The 22,236-nt window shown below is 46.8% G+C and carries 19 protein-coding genes; 5 read left to right on the top strand and 14 right to left on the bottom strand.

Annotated elements, in window-relative coordinates; all coding sequences use genetic code 11:
• Positions 1-41: 41 nt before the first annotated feature.
• From ACE3K2_RS08780 to ACE3K2_RS08770, 3 genes are all read right to left on the bottom strand, one after another.
• Positions 42-1,196: a type III polyketide synthase gene (locus ACE3K2_RS08780; protein WP_421888976.1), complete on the bottom strand. Its 1,155-nt coding sequence runs from the start codon at positions 1,194-1,196 to the stop codon at positions 42-44.
• A 376-nt stretch (positions 1,197-1,572) separates the two neighbouring features.
• A complete protein-coding gene (locus tag ACE3K2_RS08775) occupies positions 1,573-2,193 on the bottom strand; it encodes a flavin reductase family protein (RefSeq protein WP_421888974.1) in 621 nt (206 codons plus the stop codon).
• Positions 2,194-2,351: 158 nt separating this feature from the next.
• The gene (locus ACE3K2_RS08770) at positions 2,352-3,329 is read right to left on the bottom strand and encodes an iron-hydroxamate ABC transporter substrate-binding protein (protein ID WP_421888972.1); all 978 of its coding nucleotides are present in this window, start codon (positions 3,327-3,329) and stop codon (positions 2,352-2,354) included.
• 436 nt (positions 3,330-3,765) lie between these two features.
• Between ACE3K2_RS08770 and ACE3K2_RS08765 the strand changes: the two genes are divergently transcribed.
• Positions 3,766-4,416: a hypothetical protein gene (locus tag ACE3K2_RS08765; RefSeq protein WP_421888970.1), complete on the top strand. Its 651-nt coding sequence runs from the start codon at positions 3,766-3,768 to the stop codon at positions 4,414-4,416.
• 133 nt (positions 4,417-4,549) lie between these two features.
• Here ACE3K2_RS08765 and ACE3K2_RS08760 read toward each other — a convergent pair whose 3' ends face one another.
• The gene (locus ACE3K2_RS08760) at positions 4,550-5,785 is read right to left on the bottom strand and encodes a multidrug effflux MFS transporter (RefSeq protein ID WP_421888968.1); all 1,236 of its coding nucleotides are present in this window, start codon (positions 5,783-5,785) and stop codon (positions 4,550-4,552) included.
• A 6-nt stretch (positions 5,786-5,791) separates the two neighbouring features.
• Positions 5,792-6,535, bottom strand: a complete 744-nt coding sequence (locus tag ACE3K2_RS08755) for a GTP pyrophosphokinase (protein ID WP_421891102.1) — start codon at positions 6,533-6,535, stop codon at positions 5,792-5,794.
• Between the two features lie 263 nt (positions 6,536-6,798).
• On the opposite strand from ACE3K2_RS08755, the gene ACE3K2_RS08750 reads away from it, so the two are divergent.
• Positions 6,799-7,599, top strand: a complete 801-nt coding sequence (locus ACE3K2_RS08750; RefSeq protein ID WP_421888966.1) for an alpha/beta hydrolase family protein — start codon at positions 6,799-6,801, stop codon at positions 7,597-7,599.
• 82 nt (positions 7,600-7,681) lie between these two features.
• The gene (locus ACE3K2_RS08745) at positions 7,682-8,401 is read left to right on the top strand and encodes a YoaK family protein (RefSeq protein WP_421888964.1); all 720 of its coding nucleotides are present in this window, start codon (positions 7,682-7,684) and stop codon (positions 8,399-8,401) included.
• 102 nt (positions 8,402-8,503) lie between these two features.
• Here ACE3K2_RS08745 and ACE3K2_RS08740 read toward each other — a convergent pair whose 3' ends face one another.
• Entirely contained in the window at positions 8,504-9,403 is a 900-nt protein-coding gene (locus ACE3K2_RS08740) for a LysR family transcriptional regulator (RefSeq protein ID WP_421888962.1), read from the bottom strand.
• A 139-nt stretch (positions 9,404-9,542) separates the two neighbouring features.
• Here ACE3K2_RS08740 and ACE3K2_RS08735 point away from each other — a divergent pair, with 139 nt between their 5' ends.
• Both ACE3K2_RS08735 and ACE3K2_RS08730 read left to right on the top strand, forming a co-directional pair.
• The gene (locus ACE3K2_RS08735; protein ID WP_421888960.1) at positions 9,543-10,247 is read left to right on the top strand and encodes an O-methyltransferase; all 705 of its coding nucleotides are present in this window, start codon (positions 9,543-9,545) and stop codon (positions 10,245-10,247) included.
• A gap of 77 nt (positions 10,248-10,324) precedes the next feature.
• Positions 10,325-11,638 (top strand): MFS transporter, encoded by a 1,314-nt coding sequence (locus ACE3K2_RS08730; protein WP_421888958.1) that lies wholly within the window; start codon positions 10,325-10,327, stop codon positions 11,636-11,638.
• 321 nt (positions 11,639-11,959) lie between these two features.
• Here ACE3K2_RS08730 and ACE3K2_RS08725 read toward each other — a convergent pair whose 3' ends face one another.
• From ACE3K2_RS08725 to ACE3K2_RS08690, 8 genes are all read right to left on the bottom strand, one after another.
• Complete coding sequence (locus tag ACE3K2_RS08725; RefSeq protein WP_421888956.1) at positions 11,960-12,163, bottom strand: hypothetical protein; 204 nt, start codon at positions 12,161-12,163, stop codon at positions 11,960-11,962.
• 75 nt (positions 12,164-12,238) lie between these two features.
• Complete coding sequence (locus ACE3K2_RS08720) at positions 12,239-12,517, bottom strand: YkgJ family cysteine cluster protein (RefSeq protein ID WP_421888954.1); 279 nt, start codon at positions 12,515-12,517, stop codon at positions 12,239-12,241.
• Between the two features lie 103 nt (positions 12,518-12,620).
• Positions 12,621-13,469, bottom strand: coding sequence for a chemotaxis protein (locus ACE3K2_RS08715; protein ID WP_421888952.1), 849 nt, complete (start codon positions 13,467-13,469; stop codon positions 12,621-12,623).
• Positions 13,470-13,916: 447 nt separating this feature from the next.
• Positions 13,917-15,935, bottom strand: coding sequence for a PTS system trehalose-specific EIIBC component (treP, locus tag ACE3K2_RS08710; protein ID WP_421888950.1), 2,019 nt, complete (start codon positions 15,933-15,935; stop codon positions 13,917-13,919).
• Positions 15,936-15,963: 28 nt separating this feature from the next.
• The gene (gene treC, locus ACE3K2_RS08705) at positions 15,964-17,685 is read right to left on the bottom strand and encodes an alpha,alpha-phosphotrehalase (protein WP_421888948.1); all 1,722 of its coding nucleotides are present in this window, start codon (positions 17,683-17,685) and stop codon (positions 15,964-15,966) included.
• Between the two features lie 362 nt (positions 17,686-18,047).
• A complete protein-coding gene (dctA, locus tag ACE3K2_RS08700) occupies positions 18,048-19,403 on the bottom strand; it encodes a C4-dicarboxylate transporter DctA (protein WP_421888946.1) in 1,356 nt (451 codons plus the stop codon).
• Positions 19,404-19,640: 237 nt separating this feature from the next.
• On the bottom strand, positions 19,641-20,333 hold the full coding sequence (locus ACE3K2_RS08695; RefSeq protein WP_421888944.1) for a metal-dependent hydrolase: 693 nt from the start codon (positions 20,331-20,333) through the stop codon (positions 19,641-19,643).
• Positions 20,334-20,428: 95 nt separating this feature from the next.
• Complete coding sequence (locus ACE3K2_RS08690) at positions 20,429-22,120, bottom strand: glycoside hydrolase family 13 protein (RefSeq protein WP_421888942.1); 1,692 nt, start codon at positions 22,118-22,120, stop codon at positions 20,429-20,431.
• Between the last annotated feature and the right edge of the window lie 116 nt (positions 22,121-22,236).

Genomic DNA, 22,236 nt, shown 5'->3' with positions numbered 1-22,236 from the left:
CTCTGCGATCAAATTGGCCATTCCGTGACTTGATTTTCGAACTATTGGATACCATGATTCACAGGTGTTCTGTTCGCTATGCGGGCAGGGATGTATGTAAAAGGAAGTAATTCTGCTGTCAGTCCCGGGCCAAAGGCCAGCGCTATCCCGCTGGAAGGATCTTCGTTCTGTCTGTAATCCTCCCGGATGGCTTGAAGAACAAAAAGAATCGTCACAGACGACAGGTTCCCATAATCCCGCAGGATGTTCCGGCTGTAGGAGACCTGTTCATCTGTCAACTGATACAGCTTCTGAACGGCATCCACAATACCTCTGCCTCCCGGATGGATCGCCCATATTTCCGGTAAACTGCTCCCCTCCAGCAACCGTTCCACCTCTGGACCGAGATGCAAACCAAGCAGCTTCGGAATCTGTGGTGACAGGTAGAGGTCAAAGCCTGTATTGCCCACTTCCCAGATCATTTCTTCAGCACAATCCGGCAGCAGCGTGGAGTGCCCACTGCCTAGTCGGAAACATTCATTGCGGTCTGTGCCGGACGCACCAATAACACAGGCAGAGGCACCGTCACCGAAGAACGATGCAGCATACAGGTCGTCCCGTTTGGCAGATGGTTGGAAGTGAAGTGTGCACAGCTCCACACATACAATGAGAACCGTAGCCTTCTGATCTGTCGTTACAATGGAATTGGCCAGTTGGATCGCCTTCAGACCGGCCGCACATCCTTGAAACACCAGTGGAATCCGGTTGATCTGCGGTGACAGTTCAAGCTGCTGGATCAGCCGAACATCAAGTCCCGGCAGGAATTGCCCCGTGCAACTCACCGTAATGAGATGTGTAATTTCCGAGGAGGTTATATCTGCATCCTGAAGAGCCTTTCCGGCCGCTTCCAGACCAAGTGGAACAGCAGCAGCTTTGTATTTGCCCATACGCTCGGATGTAGTCGGAACCTCCTCCTTACTAGTGAAGGGCAAATATCGGCAAGAATCCACAGGCTCAAGTAGATTCGGTTCACACGTATATCGAGTCTCCACACCACACTGATTAAAGATTCGTTTGGCCCACCTTCTCGCATCTGGCTCATGTTCCAGCGCCTGTGCAAGACGGGCAGACACATCCTTTTGCTCAATACGATGGGCAGGCCACGCCGTTCCTATTCCCATAATACTTGCCCCTGTAGTTGCCTCAAGCTGGTTCATCGGCTTAACCTCCTTATAGTACGTGTTTAAAAAAGTTCAGTTTTCAGTACCGAGAAGATGGGATGAAACTAGTAATGGAGTAACGGAGCGTAGGGAAAACTACGCGAGCAACGGACATTTCGGCTGAATTCCATATTCGATGCTGATAATGCCGCTAGGCATCCTTCATAATCAAAAGTGGTTATTTAAAACAACCTATATATAAATAGGTTCATATGACATATGTGCATGATATAGTACAAGTCTATTCACTACCTGTCCCGTTTATGTTCACATCACAAGCAAAGGCGGACCACATATGCGAGTTTCGCACGTGCTGTCCGCCTTTGCTGCAGGGTTAGACCCATTCATATATTACATATTCGTTCTGTCAGAACTATTCAGGTCGAATCACCGTGAATCTCTCCCCAAGCTTGGCATAATCATTACCTGCCAGTCGGCTGACTGGTTTCAAATGATCCATGAGGATATAGCCTTTATCCGGATTATAGACTTTTTCGCTGAAATGATACTGCACAATGCGTACCAGCAGCAGGTCACTCACCGGTTTACCATCATCATTCGTGATGGGAATGTGCTGATACAGCTCACACTCCATCCGAATAAGAGCTTCTTTTATTCCTGGCACGGTGACCTTTGTACTTGGCACTGTAGTCAGTTTCGTCCGCTCAAGCTCACTTTCGTGGGGTTCAAGTATCGCTGCTGTCTCATTCACTTCTGTTATGATCGCTTCATCACATATATGTACGACCAGTTCTTTATGAGCAAGCACATTACGTGCAGTATCTTTCATCATGCCGTCTTTACGTGCAATGGATATGGATAACAGCGGTGGGTCCGAACTAACCACATTAAAGAAACTGAAAGGCGCTGCATTGATCACACCATGCTCTTCTGAACGTGTCGTCACAAAAGCTATAGGACGTGGCACCACCGAACCACTCATCAGTTTATAATTGTCTCTTCCCGTTATTTCACGTGGATCCAATGTATACATATGTAAATATCCCCTTCCCTGCTCATGTTAGATTAAACATGGTTCACTTACGCTACTCTCTCGTTATTATATATCCATATCTGTTCAAAAAACAAAAAACGCTTTGATGCTCATGGCATCAAAGCGTTTAAACCACCGTTTTCGTATATGTTTTGGTGTTACTTCACAATACTGCTTTGGATATCTTGCAGAATTTGCGTATTTGCCTGAACACCACTGTACAACCAACTGCTTGTACTTTCAAATTCGAACACATTACCTGTCTTCACAGCTGGGATGCTCTGCCATACGGCATCTTGCAACGCTTCTGAGCCTGCCCCTCTATCACTGTTTACCAGGAATAAATAATCTGCGTCCATTTCCGCGATCTTCTCCAACGAAATCTCAGACCAGTTACCCGTTGCCTTCGCGGATGCTTCCTTCACGGCATTAGGCTCTGCAAGTCCAAGTTCATTATACATCACTTCACCACTGGAAACATGGTTGCTTACAACATAAAACTTGTTATTAAATAACCACAACGCTGCGGCCGATTTTGTTCCTTCAGTAACAGCATTTACTTTTTCTTTAACTTCCTTTGCCTTGGCGTCATAATCGTCAATGGCCTTCTGCGCTAAATCCGATTTGTTCAGAATTTCACCAATCTTGAGCAGAGCCTGACGCCAATCGTTATTAACCTCATCTCCAAGGACATAAGTAGGAGCAATTTTGCTATACTGTTCGTATTTCTCCCCTTCAACCATACTTTGAGAGCCTATAATAATCAGGTCTGGGGAGAAACTGGCCATCGCTTCAAAAGGTAGATCACTTGCAATGCCAGGTATGCCATTCAGATCTTTTTGCAGATAAGCCTGCAAACCACTGCCATTGTTAATGGACCACTGTGCTGCTGGCTTAACACCCAGTGTAACGAGATGGTCTTCCAGATAAGACGCGATAATACGCTCAGGATTAGCCGGGATGGTTACTTCATGTCCCATAGCATCTGTTAACGTGCGCTCTGTAGCGGCTTCTGTTTGTGTCTCTGTCTCCGTTGTTGTATTGTTTTCTCCTGCTGCTCCGTTCTCTGCCGTCTTCGTACCACACGCTGCCAACCAGATGGACATGACCATCACCGTAATTAGAAGCATGATCATCTTTCTATTTCTCTTAAACAATTTATTATCCCCTTTCAATATGGAAACCTTATTGGCTGTATTGGGACAGATATCAACGTTCAAAAATATGGATATTATTATTGATACATATAATATCCGTATGTACATTTGTCCAATTCCATTGACAATGATAATTGTTATCAGTTCACTTGTCAATTCGATTATCATCTGCGCTATAAAGTTGAACTACAGATTATTTACACTGACACTACGATGATAGAACAACCTTCCAATCGCTGTTATCCCCAGATTTTTTCGATTCCTTTTTCTCTAAGGAAAAATCCGGTGATAAAGGCGAACGCTTCGCTTTTTCAGGTTTTTTCTATCCTCTCCGTTTTGTGCAAATGATTAGTTCAACTATATAGATCATACAAAATCGTCTTGGCGGCATTCACGTATAGACGGATGCCGCCATATGCTGAATGCAGAATACGACGAGAGGAAGGATGTTCTGTACATGTATTACGAATATAACCCTTATGTAAGTTATGGAGAAGACCGTTCCTTTCAATTGCCTCCACTGTTCCCAGGAGGTGGCGGTGGCGGCATACCGGGTGGTCAGACGTTTCCGGGCACACCTGGCGGTCAAGGCTCCTATCCTCCATTCATTCCAGGCGGAGGACCAGGTCCATATATCCCTGGTGGCATTCCCGGTACATACCCCGGTACAGCACCGGGCGTACCTGCGCAACTGGCGCAAGGCAATCTGCCCACCCTGCTTAGTGCCTATCCTCGTCCGGTAGGTCAGCCCCCGGCAGAAATGCTTTTTCTGTATAACCTGATCAAAAGCAGCCCCGGTCTGCTTCCGCTCTTCCTCCAGCAACAGCCGCAAAGCCTCACTCAAGCTGTGCAATTTGCACAGACTGGTGCAGCAGCACCTCGAGATAACGAGGAACGTGCACTGCCCAACTTTTGCTACAACCGGTGGTCCCTTGTCTTCACATACAATGATGTGTATCTGATGTGGCCTGCCATCAATCTGTTTGGTTTTGTGGTGGGGTACTTCTATCCATTCCTCACGCCAGGTATACTGTCCAATACACAGATTTTGTTTGCACTCTGCTAGACTTCTTCCCTACAGCAAGAGCCTCAGTTGGAAGCATGATTCCTTCCAACTGAGGCTCTTTTTCGTATTTTTAACTCAAGTAACTTTACACTATTAGGACTCCACTAAAGTAAGAAGTGCAAAATCAGTATCTTTAACTCAACACCTGATCCTTCTGACGCTTCCTGCCTCTACTGACCATTAGGAAATAAATCAGCAAGGCACCGAGATCCGCACACGCGATAACAATTCCCATTGGCACAGCTGTACCTTCTCCTCCAAGACCGACGAGGGGAGCGACAATACCACCAAACAGGAACGTCATCACACCAATAAGCGCAGACGCACTGCCTGCCGACTTCGCCTGATTGGCCATTGCCAGGGCGAAGGACGCAGTATTGACCAGCCCAACACTGGATACCACCAAAAATAACGGAATCAGTACAGAGATTAGATTACCTCCAGCCAGAATAGCGATGAGCAGTGATGTTCCTCCGAGCGCCGCGGTTAGCAGTCCTGCGATTAACAGACGGGTTTCAGATACCTTACCTGCAAGTCTCCCGGCAACCTGACTGGCCAGAATAATGCCAAGCCCGTTTATGGCAAAGCAGACACTGAACAATTGCGGGGATACCCCGTATATCTTCTGAAGCACAAACGGTGAACCGGATATGTAGGCAAACATGCCAGCCGCTACGAAACCCTGGGTCAACGCATAACCCATAAACTGACGATCCCCTGCGATTTGGCGAAACGTAATCAACGTTTGTTTCAATCCCCCGCTTGATCTGCGGCTGGAAGGTAACGTTTCCCCCAGACCGAAAATAACAGCAAACAGCGTCAATATGCCTATGAGGCTAAGCAAAATAAATACGCCCCGCCACGACGTATATGTCAACAATTGTCCGCCAATAATCGGTGCAGCAATCGGGGCTACGCCGTTAATCAGCATTAAAAGGGAGAAGAATCGTGTCAGTTCCGGGCCCGAATATACGTCTCTGACTACTGCGCGCGAGATAACGATCCCTGCCGCTCCGGCTACACCCTGAATGAATCGCAGCACAACAAAAGAGCCCATCGTAGGGCTGACCAGACAGAGTATGGAAGCGATAGTATAGAGCACAAGTCCTGCAATGAGCGGTGTTCGCCGACCACGTACATCACTTAGCGGTCCGGCAAGCAGCTGTCCAACCGCAAGTCCAATCATACAAGCCGTCAGACTGAGTTGAGCATACGAAGTTGATGAACCGAACTCATCCGCCAGCGTGGGCAATGCGGGCAAATACATATCCAGGGACAACGGCCCGAAGGCCGACAGCGTCCCCAGAATTAATGCCATTCGCACACGTGATGTAGCGTTTGTGTTCAATGAAGCTGTTGTGCTTTTCATCCAATACTACTCCCCGCTACCCAGCAGCTTGAGTAAGTTGGATGGGAGTGTGAACTGTTGGTTGTTAATAATGATACGGCGCAGTTCTTCTTCATCCCGCTCGTTATCAGCATCCTTGATCTCCTGAATTTCCCGGTGAAGTCGCTCCATCTGTTGATCCAGCGCATTTGCAGAATCTGCCGCACTCTTTAACTCTCTCGTCAAATGCTCGGGAACTTCCTTATTGTATTTATAAAAAATCTTATGCTCCAGACTCGCCCAGAAATCCATCGCGATCGTACGGATCTGAATCTCCACACATGCTCGTTCCTCGCCATTGGACATGTACACAGGCACTTCCACTAGAAGGTGAAGACTTTGGTATCCATTTGGCTTCGGATTCTCGATATAATCCTTGACCTCCAGAACACGCAGGTCACTCTGGTTGCACAGCATATCCTTAATGCGATAGATATCCGAGATAAAGGAACATGTAATCCGTACACCGGCGATATCCTTGATATTTTGCTTGATACTCTCGAACGTTAACTCATGATTTTTGCGGAACATCTTGTTCATTATGCTCTCAGGAGATTTCAGTCTGGACTTTGTATGCTCAATTGGACTGTAATCATGCAGAGACTGGAATTCTTCCTTCAGGACTTCAATCTTTGTCTCCATTTGATCCAGAGCAAATTTATAAATCATCATAAATCTCGTTATTTCATATTTAAATTTCTTGAATTGATCGATTGGATGTGGAGCGTTCATCATGGCTTTCTCCCTTTCTTTCTACACATTAAAGTTAGTTTTATGAATATGAGGACAAGCGGTCTATCCACATGTCTCCTGAACCATTATAAATCATATGGAGCCAATAAACGAATTTCTTACATTCGTGTTGGCGATGCAACCTGGAAGGTATGGGAACTTATTTTAAGCGCATCATATAGAAACATCCCTATCATTTGACTCATTATTACGAATAAAAGAGGTGAATTCCCCTGCTCTATCAAGTGACGTATTCATCCGATATGTTTCAGGTTAAAGCTTATTTATTCCTACCACGAGGTTGTTCGTTATTCGCCTCCATACATACATCTCTACATCTGCAACCTCTTGCCAGCCACTACCCTGCTGTAAAAATGCATGATATCACTCCCACACAGGAACAGTGGCCGGTACTGATCTATTGTCGCGGCGGACTTGGCAGCTATGGCGGGGTAAATACCGTTTGGCTTGAGCAATTTGTACATAAAGGTTACATCGTGTTCGCCCCATCCTATCGTGGCAACGAAGGTGGTGAAGGTCGTGACGAGTATGGCGGGAAAGATGCCGAAGATGTGCACGCCGCTTACCGGTTGATACAGCGTTTACCTTTTGTCGACCCAACTCGAATATCATTAATGGGGTTCTCCCGTGGAGCCATTAATGCGGTACATACGGCAACTGTCTACAATGAGGGAACGGATAAAGTACATAAGTTAGTTCTTTGGAGCGGTGTTTCCGATGTGGAACGCACTTACCATGAGCGAACCGACCTGAGGCGCACATTGAAACGAGTGCTGGGAGGTTCCCCACGCGCAGCTCCGGAAGCTTATCTCGCCCGCTCCCCCTTGTCAAAAGCGAACAAACTATCTTGTCCGGTGCTGATCATGCACGGTACTTCAGATACACAGGTGAACTATAGTCACGGAACCCGAATGTATCACTGGCTTAAGCGCCGTGGTGCCAACGTCACATTTCACGCTTATGGCGGGCAGGACCATCATTTTCACGAGAAAATACATGAGGCAGCGGTGAACAATATGTTCGATTGGCTTACAGCACCTTAGCCAAGCGCTATGAATTTCATTTTGAAGAAGCATGGGTTATGACTGTATACTGGAGGGGCTACGTTTTTTGGAAAGGACGGATATGATGAATCAAAACACCCTCCAAAAGTACTCGATGCTTCTTCTATGTATGTCCGCAGGGATGGTCGATCTGATTGGATATCTGGGACTGGGACATGTGCTCACAGCCAATATGACGGGAAATATTGTTTTATTGGGAATTGCCATTGCCCGTGCCCAGGAATTTGTTGTGTTGCGTTCCCTCTTAGCCCTCATCGGCTTCATTGCTGGCAATGCCATTGCCGCACACATGATCGGACATGTGCATACCAAAAGTGGCTGGTCCTCTCGGGTTACATCCGTATTCACTGTTGAGAGCATATTGCTCCTGCTATTCGCAATCGCCATGATTAGTCCGTACGCTGAACAACTGTCCTATCTGTTAATTGTCATCCTGGCCGTTGCAATGGGGATGCAGACAACTGCGGCGCGCCGCATTGGAATTGCTGGCATCTCAACAACCGTGCTTACCAATAATTTGGCCGCTGTGGTTGAGGACACCGTAAGCATCCTTAAAAGGCTGCGGCATGCTAATATTCGATCGTTAGCCAACGCCCTGTCTACAGACTCCTACCTTCGTGCAGGTGCGGTTGTTATCTATCTGGTCGGTGTCATTGCAGCTGCATTATTATTCCACCGTGTGCCCATGATCGCAGTCTGGATTCCTGTCCTGATCATTGGCGGCATAACCCTATACGCCCGATTACATGCATGGGGTACTTCACAACAAAGTGAAGGTTAATAATTGAAAAAAAGAACCTATTCATTTTTAAAAGGCTGTTCAAAAGTCCGCTTTAGGGTACTGAACACTGTTTTTTTGAACACGTACTTTAAGATAATCGCGCTATCTATTCATCAAAGCAGCTTCTTGGCGGATCAGCTTGACCAGATGCTGTGCAGCAGGAGACAACACTTCCCCTGCTCGTGTACATACGGCAACCGTATTTCTCAGCTGTACACCTCGAACGAACACACGCGCGAGCCTGCCTTGCTGTACATCTTCCTTCACAACCAAAGAAGATATAAAATTGGCTCCATAACCTGCCTTCACCGCACTGATCGTTTCATTCAGCCCGTTGAACTGAAGCGCAATGCGGGGAGCCGCCAGGTTATTTGTCGTGCAAAGGGAGACCAGTCGCTCACGTGTGGCACTGCCTTCTTCACGCATAATGAAAGGCTCTGCCACCATCTCATGCAGTTCGATTTCTTTGCCAGCATAGGGATGGTCTGGATGCACAACAAACCACATCTCATCGTCAAACAATTCGTCCCATTGGACACCCGCATGTGTAATTCCACTTCCACCATACACTGCAATCTCTGCCTCATAGCGAAGTAACTGGTCAAACGCCATCCGGGTGTTGGTTGTACTCACAGCAATCTCCACCTCCTCGTGCATTTGCTTGAACCGTGCAATCCAGCCCGGCAACAGAAAATTCGAAGGCAAGTAGGTTGCCGTAAGACGGATTAGTCCTTTCTTGCCCTCCCGAAAATCCTGCACAAAATTCTCGACATCCTGCTCCAGCATGAACAGGCGTTCCGCATAACCGGTTAACTGTATCCCGGCATCCGTAAGCACCAATCTTCTCCCCTCCGACACAAAAAGCTGAATTCCCAATTCACGTTCAAACTTCTTCACCTGGGAAGATACCGCAGGCTGGCTAATATTCAGTTCCTCTGCGGCACGAGTGACCCCACCATATCTCACAATGGCATGAAATAATCGTAATCCATGCAGATTCATGTGTTACACCTCTTTCACGTCAAATACATAATCTAAAGTTATATTAACATACAAAATATATATTTTATTTATATAACCAATCCATCTATAGTTGAATTATGAAATCCAATACAAGAAACAAAGGAAGGAACATGTGAAGATGAAAAATATAAATACAACCGACTTACAGCATACCTGGACTCAAGTCGACGACTTCATGAATGATCTGTTAGTTCCCTCGGATACTCTGCTGGAGCAAACACTGCAAAGCAATGCCGCAGCTGGACTGCCCGCTCATGACGTAACGCCAAATCAAGGAAAGTTACTTCAACTCCTGCTGCAAATCCAAGGCGCATCTCGTGTACTTGAAATCGGCACACTTGGTGGATACAGTACCATCTGGATGGCAAGAGCGTTGCCTGAACACGGACAGATTGTCTCACTTGAATCGGAATCACGCCACGCGGACTTGGCGCGAACCAATCTCACACGTGCAGGACTACTGCACAAGGTTGACCTGAGAGTTGGTCCTGCCCTGACCACACTTCCCGATGTTCAGGAAGAATACAGGGAACCGTTTGATATGATCTTCATCGATGCTGACAAACCGAGTAATCCCGATTATCTGAGATGGGCCATGCGACTGACTCGTCCGGGGAGTCTTATTATTGGTGACAATATCGTCAGAGACGGTGAAGTGATCCGCACGGACAGCACGGACCCCAGAGTTCAAGGCGTTCGATCATTCCTGCAGTTGATCGGGAATCACCCCCGGCTTGAAGCTACAGCACTGCAAACGGTCGGCAGCAAAGGTTACGATGGATTCGTCATTGCTCGTGTGTTGGATAACCCTGAACCAAAATAAACAGTGGTCAATTCTTCCGCAAATTCTCCTTTCCTGTTAAACTGGAATGACTGCACAGGCAGACAGGAGGGAACCACTTGAGAGTTTTACAACAGATTCACGCTGAAATTCGCGGCTGGTCCCGCAATATTCAACTGTTTTTCCTGGCTAGCATTCTGTATCAGATCGGAAATGGCATGTTCTCTGTCTTGTACAATCTGTACATTCAGGGGCTGGGCTATAATGATACAATGAACGGCCAGATTGTAAGTATTCAGTCACTCGCAACAGCCATTATGTTTGTTCCGATCGGTCTATGCGGTGATCTGTTCAGTCGCAAGCGCCTGCTCATTACCGGGGCGTTATTCAGCGGAATCTTTCTAATCGGACGCTCCTTCGATTATTCGGCTACAGGACTGATCTGGTTCGCGGTATTTTCTGGCCTTTTTGCTGGGGTATTCCAAGTACTGGCCATTCCTTATCTGGCGGAAAACGTCAAGAAAAGCCAGCGGCTAAAAATGTTCAGCTATTATTCATCCCTTGTGCTCGCTTCCCAGGTGCTAGGTAGCCTGGGTGGCGGAGTATTCGCTGATTTGTTACATACGGCAGGACTCGCCAAAGTGACCGGATTGCAGACCGTTTTATTTGTCGGCGGTGCAGCAACGCTGGCTGCATTTATACCACTATTATTTGTAACAGAAGACAAGGTCGCCTCTCAGAAACCAATTCCGGCTCAATCTGATCCTCAACCCAACGCGGATCTAAAAGAAAGTTTGACGAATACCTCGAGCACAAATGATTCGATCACCAAGAAAAAAGATTCCCGACTGATTGGTCAGTTTGTAATAACTCAGTTGTTAATCGGATTAGGTTCCGGACTGGTTGTACCCTACCTGAATCTGTATTTCACCAATCGTTTCTCGGTATCTCTAAGTGGGATGAGTCTGCTGATCGCACTTGGTCAGATTATGACGATAGTATCCATGCTAATTGGTCCTACCTTGGCCGCAAGGGTCGGGAGCGTACGAGCCGTTGTCATTTTTCAGGTCATGTCGCTGCCTTTCCTGCTATTAACAGGCTTCACCAACCTGTTGTTCATTGCTTCACTGAGTTTCTTATTCAGACAAGCCTTGATGAATGCGGCAAATCCTATACATTCAGCCATACTGGTGGATCGCATCTCGGACAAGCGTCGCGGGATTGCCAATTCACTGATGCAAACTGCATTCATGATCGGTTGGGCGACCATGGGACCTGTGCAATCCTATCTGGTCACCACGTACGGAACGTATTGGGGATACGCCATCACATTCAGCATCACCGGCAGTTTATACGTCATTTCATCATTGATGTACTATGTAATGTTCAGAGAACCCAAGCCTTCCGCTACTGCTCTCGCAGGAGAAGCATGAGCTCATTCAACTGATAGGCTAAACGGATGGAACTGATGCGCAAGCTTGGTTCCTACGTTGTCTTTCGGTTTTTTCTTGCTGTTCCCAGCCATTCATACACCGATCCCGTGGTTGCTCGGACCAATGGTATTCATGCTGCTGATGACCTTGCTCTTAATAGGATTGTGTGTGATTACGGCTTACATCGCTTCAATGATCTTATTAAGCGATCCCATACCAAAGAGAGTATCCTCTTGATATCACATCCTGTGGATACTCTCTTTACCTGTGCAGATTTCACTTGAGCCTTTGGGCTTGTTCGATTATAAACAAAATGAGTATTTATGAATAAATTCGGTTGTACATCCAGCTCACAATGCCCACCGTAACTACCGTTGCCCCAATAATAAATGCATAATACCCCATCTTGCTCTTGGACTCCGAAGTCTGATGGTCATAATAATCGGAGTTACGTCGGTAAAATCCCATCCATAACTCTCCGATCATATTCACAACAACCAATACAAAACGTTTAACAAGCGCCATTGTATTCGCGTCTCCTCTCTGATCGACCTTCTTCCATATTAAGTATAATTATCCTATTTAATTAAAACAAGTCTCTCAAACGACTTTCGGCACAATTACGGTCGGTGCAGTTTCTTGCTCCAACCAGGTCAGAATATCAAATGCTTCCTGATCGGTGCGACCACACATTTCTTCCTCCGCCTGCAATCCACTGCATACAGCGGGACGCTCCTTTTGGCCAAAAATTCCGCAGCGATTATCATCCGTAAGCTGCACACAACGTACACCTGCCGGCTTGCCATGAGCCATGCCCGGTATCGGTGATGATATGGAAATCGCGATACAACATGCGGCACAGCCTGTCCTGCATTCCATACGTATTCCCTCCCTATTTCCATAACTATAGTGCTTACAATACATGTTCAAAAAGACCAGTTTTCAGTACCAAGAAAATGGGATGAAGCTAGATCCTCTTATATTATGAACGATTTATCCAGGTCCATGTGCGAGCAAGTCCCTGCGCGATTCTCCGATTCATGCTTCGATTCGAAAAATAGCCCCCATGACTTAGCGGATTCCAGCTCATTGCCACGCCGCCCGAGTTCACTTCAATGTCTTCTTTAACCGCTCTCTCATAAGCTGGATCAATGGGGCGTAACGGATAACCGAGAATATCATCCCGATCGTAGAAGTTTACCCATTCCCCTTCCAGTCCGGCATAATACTGATTCACTTGGGAAGAGGGAACTTGAATCGGGCAACTAAAGTCATGGTAGCGTAAACTCCATAAGGGCAGGGTTGTTCCAAACGAGTAAAAATGGGTCAGTGTGTCCCCCCGCTCCAATGCCGAATTCACATCCACAACCGCAGGAACCCGACTGGACGGATATTGCAGATCGTAGAAGAAGTTACTCGCGATTACGGCACCCAAACTATGGGCAACCACACAGAGCGGAGCTTCAGGTCCGTTACGCTGTGCAAGGGTATGCATCGCCTGATGCAACGTTCGATGTACGGCATCATAGTTATGCCCTTGATTTTCCACCGGTTGATAGGCAACCGCATCAGCCAGGTAATGGATAACAAATCGACGCAACGCTTGGTAATTCAATCCCGGAGAACTGACGAGTTGTTGAAACAGCGCCTCTTCGCGCTCCTCAAATACATCCGCCCAATATACAGGTTCGATATCCAGCATCTGTTTGGAGGCTCCAGGCAGGACCATCACCTTGTCCAATTCCTTATGCAAACAAGTAATCAGCTTGTCCGCATACCCATCCTTTCGCATACCCAGCCCATGAATGACCATCACCGCAATACGTGTCATGGCTCTCCTCCTCATCGCTTGACTAGGAACTCTTTCTCCACCATATGAACGCCACGACTCGAACATGACGGTAGCTTGCTTTATCAGACAATCATACTATATAAATTGAACTAAAGAATATTTACACTGTACACTCCGATGACAGAACAACCTTCCGATCGCTGTTATCCCCAGATTTTTTTGATTCCTTGTATAAAGGGGAAATCCGGGGATAGCTTATGCTTCCGATGTAGCTTTCTTGCAGAAAGCTTTTAGCTCCGTTTCTTCAGATCCTTTCTGTCCTCTCCGTTTTGTGTAAATGTTTAGTTCAATTGATATAGGAATCAGTATTTCAAAAAAGTGATTCTTCCATTTTATATACAGTTTACCATGATCTTTATGAAAATAACGATCATACAGCAAAAAGGAGCTGCACATCTCGCAGCCCCTTCTTGTTGTTGTATTCAATTAACCTTTCAGATGAACCTTCAGCACACCATTTTGGTTAGATGTAACATCACCTGTCGTGACTTCCACCCGTTCAACCATATCCTGACCATCCGGAATGATAATCGGTGTAATCAGCGGGTATCCCGCATCTTCAATGACCTTACGATCAAACTCCAACAACTTTTGTCCAGCCTTTACATGCTCGCCAGCTTCGACATGCATGTTGAAACCTTCACCCTTGAGAGATACCGTATTAATCCCGACATGGATCAGAACTTGTAGTCCACTTGCGTGTTCAAGAATCACCGCATGTTTACTCTTGATTACATGGGCTACCTGAGCATCAAACGGAGCAACAACCAGGTTGCCAGAAGGCTCAATGGCAACACCCTCACCCATTTGTTTCTCCGCAAAAGCCGGATCAGGTACTTGCTCCAGTGACACCGCCTGGCCTGTTAAGGGCGCCATAATCTCGAGCGTATTCACGGCTTCGTCCCCTACTTGAGCTGCACTACGTGTACGCTGGTTAGGATCTGTTGTTGCAGTCGAAGAGCTAACACCCGAAGCAGATTGCGATGTAGCCGCTTTGGGCTCAGCAACTGTACCGTTGCTTGCACTTCGATCTTCTTTTCTCAGTTTGGCTCTGCCAAACAGGACCGTCAGTACAAACGGTACAACCAGGACAATCGCCATGCCGATGAAGAAGACACCCCATTTGTTAGGGAAAATCGACAGGAATCCAGGTACGCCACCTACACCGATGGAGGTTGCCTGAACATTATTGATTGTCAGCAGCACACCACCAATTGCGGAACCGACCATACCAAAGATAAACGGATAACGGTAACGGATATTCACTCCGAAGATCGCCGGCTCGGTTACCCCGAGGAAGGCAGATACGGAGGATGTTGCCGCCAGTCCTCTCATTTTCTTCTCACGCAGGACAAGCATCATGGCAAGGGCAGCTGAACCCTGTGCAATATTGGACAATGCCAGCATAGGCCACAGGAACGTACCGCCCTGACTACCAATGAGCTGAACATCCACCGCGAGGAACGTGTGATGCATACCGGTGATAACAAGCAAAGCGTATAGACCACCGTAGATCAGACCACCCAGCGCCGCGTATGAATCGTATACATAGATCAAACCAGATGTAATTGCATTGGCAATAGCAAAGGTAACCGGTCCAATGATCGTAAATGCCAGGAAGCCGGTAACCAGCAACGTGACTGGTGCAACGACCAGCAGTTTAATGGAATCATGTACTCTTTTGTTCAGGAAAATTTCCATCTTAGCAAGCAGATAGGCCGATACCAGTACTGGCAGAACCTGCCCTTGATAACCGATCTTCTCAATCTCCCAACCGAACAGATTCCATGTTGGTACCGTGCCATTGTTCACGGCATCAGCGTAACCATATGCACTCAGCAGATCAGGATGTACCAGAATGAGACCCAGCACGATCCCAAGCAGCGGACTGCCGCCAAACCGTTTTACAGCTGCCCAACCAATCAGAGCCGGCAGGAACGTAAAGGCTGTACTCGCGATTGTATTAATAATGGACGCAAGATCCTTCCAGGCTGGATAGACATCCACCAGTGATTTTCCATCAAAGAAAATGCCTGGACCTGTCAGAATATTGTTAATCCCGAGTAACAGACCTGCCGTGATGATCGCTGGCAAGATTGGAATGAAAATATCCGAGAGTGTTTTAATCGCTCTCTGGATTGGATTTTGCTTTTTACCAGCGACCGCCTTCACATCATCCTTGGAAGAACGTTCTCCACCGGTAATCTGAATCATCTCATCATAGACCTTATCCACCAGACCAGGCCCAATAACGACCTGGAATTGTCCTTGGGAAGAGAACTGTCCTTTGACCAGATCATTCTGATCCAGGCTTTCGGTATCCACTTTACTCTCATCGTACAAGGCAAACCGGAGTCGTGTAACACAGTGTGTTGCAGCTTCAATATTTTCTTTGCCGCCAACTGCCCGGACGATCTCCTCAACCTGTTTTTTGTCAATTGCCATAGTGTCACTTCCTATTTATAAAATGTGATTAGTCCTGTTGTGGCACAAGCCACATATAGGATGCATACGGACTGAGGGAGATTTCCTGTGTCAGAGCAGGGGCCGCCTCCGTATTTCCTATGAGTAACTCTGCGGATTTGGCTGCAATGTGATCCTTCCAGACCGCTTCCGGCAGGGAGAATGTGACATCCCGTTTACTGAAGTTCGATACAACAATCAGCGTTTCACTTCCATTGGTCCGTGCGTAAGCAAATACATCTGGATGTGCATCGTCCAATCGTTCATACAGACCGTCGGTCAGTACGTTCACCTGTTTACGCAGGGCAATCAATTTGCGGTAATGGTAGTAGATTGAATTCGGGTCAGCCAACTGCTGTTCCACGTGAATAGAAGGATACCGCTCATCCACCTTCAGCCAGGGGGTTCCCGTTGTGAAGCCGGCATTCTGACTTCCATTCCACTGCATCGGTGTCCGCGAGTTATCCCGGGAACGCTCCTTCACAATCTGGAAAGCTTCCTCCGCAGATTTTCCTCGTTCTTCCTGAAGCAAGCGGTACATATTCGTCGATTCGATATCGCGGAACTCGCTAACGTCATTCCAGACTGGATTCGGCATGCCAATCTCTTCCCCCTGGTAGACATAAGGCGTGCCTTGCATTCCGTGTATCGTTGTTGCAAGCATCTTCGCACTCTCGGCACGATAGTCCCCATCATCGGCGAATCGGGATAGCGCACGCGGCTGATCATGGTTATTCAGGAACAGTGCGTTCCAGCCTCCACCAGCTTGCATTCCTGTCTGCCACTCGCTGAAGAGTTGCTTCATCGCTTCAAAATCATACGGCATCAGTTCCCACTTCTGACCATTCGGATAATCCACTTTCAGGTGATGGAAGTTAAACGTCATTGAAAACTCCCGGGAAGCCGGGTTCGAATATTGGATACAATGTTCCAGTGTTGTGGAGGACATTTCTCCTACGGTCACCATGTTGTACGGTCCGAATACTTCGTCGTACATCTCCGTGATATATTCATGTACACGCGGTCCATCCGTGTAGTACTTGCGTCCATCCCCCGGTGATACGCTGCCATCGTCATCCGGGAAACGCTGATCTTTCGAGATCAGGTTGATCACGTCCATACGGAAACCGTCTACCCCTTTTTCGGCCCAGAACTTGATCATATCCCTTACAGCCTGGCGTACTTCTTCATTCTCCCAATTGAGATCTGCCTGCGTTTTATCAAATAAAGTCAGGAAATATTGTCCCGTCTGTTCATCATACTGCCATGCAGGTCCACCGAACTTGGATTGCCAGTTGTTTGGCACACCGCCATCCGGGGCAGGATCTTTCCAAATATAATAATCCCGGTACGGATTGTCCTTGGAAGAGCGGGATTGCTGGAACCACTCATGATCGGTCGAGGAGTGATTCACCACAATATCAATCATCAGTTTCATATCGCGAGCCTTCAGACCTTTTAACAGTTCGTCAAAATCCTCCATCGTCCCATAATCCGGATTAATCCGGTAATAGTCCGCGACGTCATATCCATTATCATGTTGCGGGGATACATATACCGGCTGCAACCACACAATATCGATACCCAGATGCTGCAAATAATCCAGCTTCTCGGTTAATCCACGAATATCTCCAGTACCCGAACCGGTTGTATCATTAAAACTCTTGGGATATACCTGATACACTGTTGATGTCTTCCACCAAGATGACGGAGTTGTGTTGTTAGAACTCATGTTAACGCCTCCAATAAATTGTAATGCTCTTATGTGATGTTCTCGGATAACTTCATATCTATATTACATAACTAAACATGTATATACAAGTTGAAACTATATTATGTATATTCTTTGCCTCTTCTACACATTCCCCATAAACCTTTCCTCTGTAACATTTATTTTGGCGCCTGCGTTCGTGAACTCCATGATATCTGTATTGGGACAACAAAAAACCGTCTGTTCTTCCCACAATGGGTGTGGGCAACAGACGGTCATTCTTGGTTAAAGATGGTTTTTTATATTTAAATGGTTGTTGTAGTGATTTGTTGATTTTAAAGTTGATATCACTTGCCTAAGTCATCATAGTAGGTACATGCCACCTACAACATCTCGGGTGAAACTAGTGCTTTCCCCTGTTTTTCCTGCATGTTTAACTTCAATAAAGATTGTGCAGCCTGTTCCTCCCTTTCCAGTTCAGCAGCACTGATTTCACCAGAGAGTACTGCACGCATTCGCTTTTGATCCAGCAGGCCTTCCCATTTTGCAACTACAAATGCTGCGACACAGTTACCCATCAGGTTTGTGAAAACACGCATGGTATCCATAAAACGATCTGCGCCAAGCAGTAGAGCAACGGCTGCTACCGGAAAAGCATTGACGGCTACTGCCGTTGCGGACAGGGCCAGAAATGCGGAGCCAGGTACTCCTGCCATGCCTTTGGAACTTAACATCAACACCAGCAAAATCGTAATCTGCTGCATAAATGTCAGTTCAATTCCTACGGCCTGAGCCACAAAAACCGTTGCCAATGATAAATAGATCGAAGCGCCATCCAGATTAAATGAGTACCCCGTTGGCACCACAAGTCCCACAACTGCACGATCACAACCCGCCTTGGTTAGTTTGTCCATCATGCGTGGCATCACCACTTCCGATGATCCGGTTCCAATCGCCAGCATCACTTCAGAACGGGTATACTTCACAAATTGAAGGAAATTCAGCCCGGTGATCCACCAGGCAGCCAATGCCAGCATAACCAGAAACAGCAGCGCTGCACCGTAGCAGGCCAGAATTAACAGACCAAAGGATGACAATGTGGAAGCCCCATAGGCTCCTACCGTGTAAGCCATGGCTCCAAATGCACCAATCGGCGCGAGTTTCATGATGTAACCGATGATGCGGAACACAATGCCAAGTAAGTTCTCAATCAGTGTCAATACATTTTCTTTTGCCTTACTTTCGGTTGCTGCCAGCGCTACTCCGAACAGGCAGGCCACGAGCAGTACCTGCAGAAGCGCATTTTGTGCAAAGGCATCCACAACACTTGTCGGAATAATATTCATAATAAAGTCTACCGTATGTGGTAACTCGGAACCATTGGTTTTTGCTTCAATGCCACTGGCGTCTATGGTTGAAGGGTCTACGTTCATTCCCGCACCTGGGCGAAGCAGATTGGCTGTTCCCAAACCAAGTACCAGCGCAACTGTAGTTGCAATCTCAAACCACACGATGGCTTTCAGTCCAATGCGCCCTACCGACTTCAGATCACCAATCTTGGCAATACCTGTGACAATTACCATGAAAATCAGTGGTGCGATGATCATCTTGATCAATTTGATGAACCCTGTTCCGAGCGGTTGCAGCAAGCTACCCAGATCCGGCCACAGGATGCCTACGCCAATCCCGATAATTACCGCTACTATAATTTGAAAAAATAATGATTTCACAAATGACATAAACGCTCCCCCTGTTTGCGGTCAATTCGGATTTCCGTTTGGTTTCCGTGTAACTTTTTATATCATTCCGGACGAGCGTTCAACAATGGAATTTCAATGTTTTTGTCATTTGTACCAACTCTATCGGTGAAAATTGAACCTGAAACCGAAAAAAGACGAATATCGCGTCAGTTATCTTGACGTGATATTCGTCTTTATCCATTAATCCTTTTATTATTGAACAGTGGTTAATACCTGTCACAGGGTAATGGATTCTCCCGGGGCCAGCACACGGCCTTCCAACCCTTTGGTAGCCAATTGTTGCACGAAGTGTTCTGCATCCTGACGAATCACCGGGAATGTATCATAATGAACCGGAATTGTCAGTTTGGCATTGAACCATTCCGCCGCTTGCAGCGCATCCTCAGGTCCCATGGTGAAATGTCCACCAATCGGCAAGAAAGCTACATCAATATCATGGCGATCACCAATCATTTTCATATCTCCGAAGAGACTTGTGTCTCCGGCATGCAAAATCGTTTTGCCATCAATAGTAATGATATATCCAGCAGGCAAACCCGCATACATGATTCTTTGTTCTTCTTCCAGCACAATCCCGGAAGTATGGAACGCCTGAATCATTTTGGCTTGAGCAAAGCCCAGATCCACCGTTCCGCCCATGTTCATGCCAAGCGTGTCCAGACCTTTCCAGGACATATATGTAGCCAATTCCACAATAGCGACAACTTTGGCGTTATTCGCCTTGGCAATAGGTTCAGCATCGAGGATGTGATCCATATGTGCATGTGTCAGCAACACAACATCGGTCTTGATATCCTCAGGCTTCGTGATCGCAAGCTCGTTGCCACGCAGGAAAGGATCAATGATCAGAGACTTTTCTTCTGTGCCCAGCTGTACACTGGAGTGACCATGGTACGTAATATTCAACAAGTTGGGTTCCTCCTGACATATGTTTTGATGATTTGAAACCACTATTTATTATAAATCATAGCTCTTCACCAACGCAAAATTTGATCTCTACCGTCTCACTGCTTCATACGGTACACCCTTGCTTCGTAAGGTTGAAGTTGAATCGCACCTTCTTCGGTAGAATAACGTCTGTTGACATTGCTGATGATTAATTTGGCTTTCTCAGCATTCCACCCTTCAGGCCACTCCATCTCCGGCTCATGCCCACGGAAATTTAGAATGACCAACATCTGCTCATCATCCAGCGTTCGTGTATAGGCATAGATATCCGGATCATCTGGCAGCAGCAGTTCATACGCGCCGTAGATAAGCACTTTATGCTGTTTGCGAAGCGCAATTAACTTCCTGTAATAATGCAAAATGGATTGCGGATCACTTTCGGCATCGGCTACATTAATCTCAGGATAATTATCATTTACCTGTATCCAGGGCTGACCTTGGGTAAATCCAGCGTGTTCCGTATCATCCCATTGCATCGGTGTGCGGGCGTTATCACGACTCTTCAGCCAGATTGCCTGCATGACTTCATGCTTCGACTTACCTTGACTAATGTAATGATTGTAATAATTTTTGGTCTCGATATCCCGGTATTGTTCGATATCCGGGAAAGCGATATTGGTCATGCCAATCTCTTCTCCCTGATAGATGTAGGGTGTTCCTTCAAGTGTAAGCATCCATGTCGCCAGCATCTGAGCGGAACGCACCCGATATTTTCCATCATCGCCAAAACGGGAAACCGGGCGGGGCTGATCATGGTTGCCCATATAATTGGCGTTCCAGCCTCTTCCATGCAAGACCGTTTGCCATCGGCTCATGATTTCTTTGAGATCTGTTAATTTCCATTCCTTATAGTTCCACTTCCCAATTCCGGAAGATTTCGCATCGATGAACATATGCTCAAACTGAAATACCATATTAAGCTCATCCCGATCCGTCCCCACATAAGCCAGCGCCTGCTCAGGCCCAAGTCCCGAAGTCTCGCCCACCGTCATCGGTCCATAAGGCTTCAGGATCATGTTATTCAGTCTCTTCAGGATGGAGTGTACTTGTTCCAGGTTGGAAAAGAGCTGATACGCTGGAACCACTGGCAGATTATTCGGATTGTGGGCACTTGGCAGACCCTCTGCCTTGGCGATATGCGCCACTGCATCAAAACGGAATCCGTCTACCCCTTTTTCCAGCCACCAATGCACCATCTCATACATCTCTTCTGCCATCTGTTCATTGTTCCAGTTGAGATCGGGTTGCTGTTCCGAATACAGATGCAGATAATATTCATTTGTCTCAGGATCATGCTTCCACACGGAACCTCCAAAATAGGACTCCCAATTATTCGGCACCTGCCCATTTTTGCCTGAACGCCAAATATAATAATCCCGCCTCGGATTCATCTTTGATGAACGTGATTCGGCAAACCACGCATGTTCATCTGACGTATGATTCAACACCAGATCCATCATGATCTTGAGACCACGTTTGTGTGCCTCTGCCAATAAGCGATCAAAATCCTCCATCGTGCCATACTTGCGAAGAATGGCGTAATAATCACGGATATCGTATCCGTTATCATGTCCTGGTGAATCATAGATGGGACAGAGCCAGATCACATCCACGCCCAAATTCTCCAAATAATCAAGCTTTTCACAGATCCCCTGCAAGTCGCCATATCCATCTTCGTCCGAATCCTTGAAGCTGTTCGGGTAAATCTGGTATACCACACTCTCTTTCCACCAAACGATATCGCCCACCTCGCTCTCATCATTGTCTACTATATAAATTGAACTTAAGAATATTTACACTGGACACTCCGATGACAGAACAACCTTCCGATCGCTGTTATCCCCTGATTTTATGAATTCCCCTT

It is taken from the genome of Paenibacillus sp. (genome assembly GCF_048976745.1).
GTDB lineage: Bacteria > Bacillota > Bacilli > Paenibacillales > Paenibacillaceae > Paenibacillus.
Note: the sequence above shows the minus strand (reverse complement) of the source record. Positions and strands in the feature narration are given on the sequence as shown.

Bases quoted from the DNA above. Each gene is read 5' to 3' on its own strand.
- treC (WP_421888948.1), bottom strand. From the start codon at position 17,685: ATGAGTTCTAACAACACAACTCCGTCATCTTGGTGGAAGACATCAACA.
- ACE3K2_RS08725 (WP_421888956.1), bottom strand. From the start codon at position 12,163: ATGGCGCTTGTTAAACGTTTTGTATTGGTTGTTGTGAATATGATCGGA.
- ACE3K2_RS08740 (WP_421888962.1), bottom strand. From the start codon at position 9,403: ATGAATCTGCATGGATTACGATTATTTCATGCCATTGTGAGATATGGT.
- dctA (WP_421888946.1), bottom strand. From the start codon at position 19,403: ATGTCATTTGTGAAATCATTATTTTTTCAAATTATAGTAGCGGTAATT.
- ACE3K2_RS08735 (WP_421888960.1), top strand. From the start codon at position 9,543: ATGAAAAATATAAATACAACCGACTTACAGCATACCTGGACTCAAGTC.
- ACE3K2_RS08720 (WP_421888954.1), bottom strand. From the start codon at position 12,517: ATGGAATGCAGGACAGGCTGTGCCGCATGTTGTATCGCGATTTCCATA.
- ACE3K2_RS08760 (WP_421888968.1), bottom strand. From the start codon at position 5,785: ATGAAAAGCACAACAGCTTCATTGAACACAAACGCTACATCACGTGTG.
- ACE3K2_RS08765 (WP_421888970.1), top strand. From the start codon at position 3,766: ATGCTGAATGCAGAATACGACGAGAGGAAGGATGTTCTGTACATGTAT.
- ACE3K2_RS08780 (WP_421888976.1), bottom strand. From the start codon at position 1,196: ATGAACCAGCTTGAGGCAACTACAGGGGCAAGTATTATGGGAATAGGA.
- ACE3K2_RS08775 (WP_421888974.1), bottom strand. From the start codon at position 2,193: ATGTATACATTGGATCCACGTGAAATAACGGGAAGAGACAATTATAAA.
- ACE3K2_RS08745 (WP_421888964.1), top strand. From the start codon at position 7,682: ATGATGAATCAAAACACCCTCCAAAAGTACTCGATGCTTCTTCTATGT.
- ACE3K2_RS08770 (WP_421888972.1), bottom strand. From the start codon at position 3,329: ATGATCATGCTTCTAATTACGGTGATGGTCATGTCCATCTGGTTGGCA.
- ACE3K2_RS08715 (WP_421888952.1), bottom strand. From the start codon at position 13,469: ATGACACGTATTGCGGTGATGGTCATTCATGGGCTGGGTATGCGAAAG.
- ACE3K2_RS08755 (WP_421891102.1), bottom strand. From the start codon at position 6,535: ATGAACGCTCCACATCCAATCGATCAATTCAAGAAATTTAAATATGAA.
- ACE3K2_RS08750 (WP_421888966.1), top strand. From the start codon at position 6,799: ATGTTTCAGGTTAAAGCTTATTTATTCCTACCACGAGGTTGTTCGTTA.
- treP (WP_421888950.1), bottom strand. From the start codon at position 15,935: ATGGCAATTGACAAAAAACAGGTTGAGGAGATCGTCCGGGCAGTTGGC.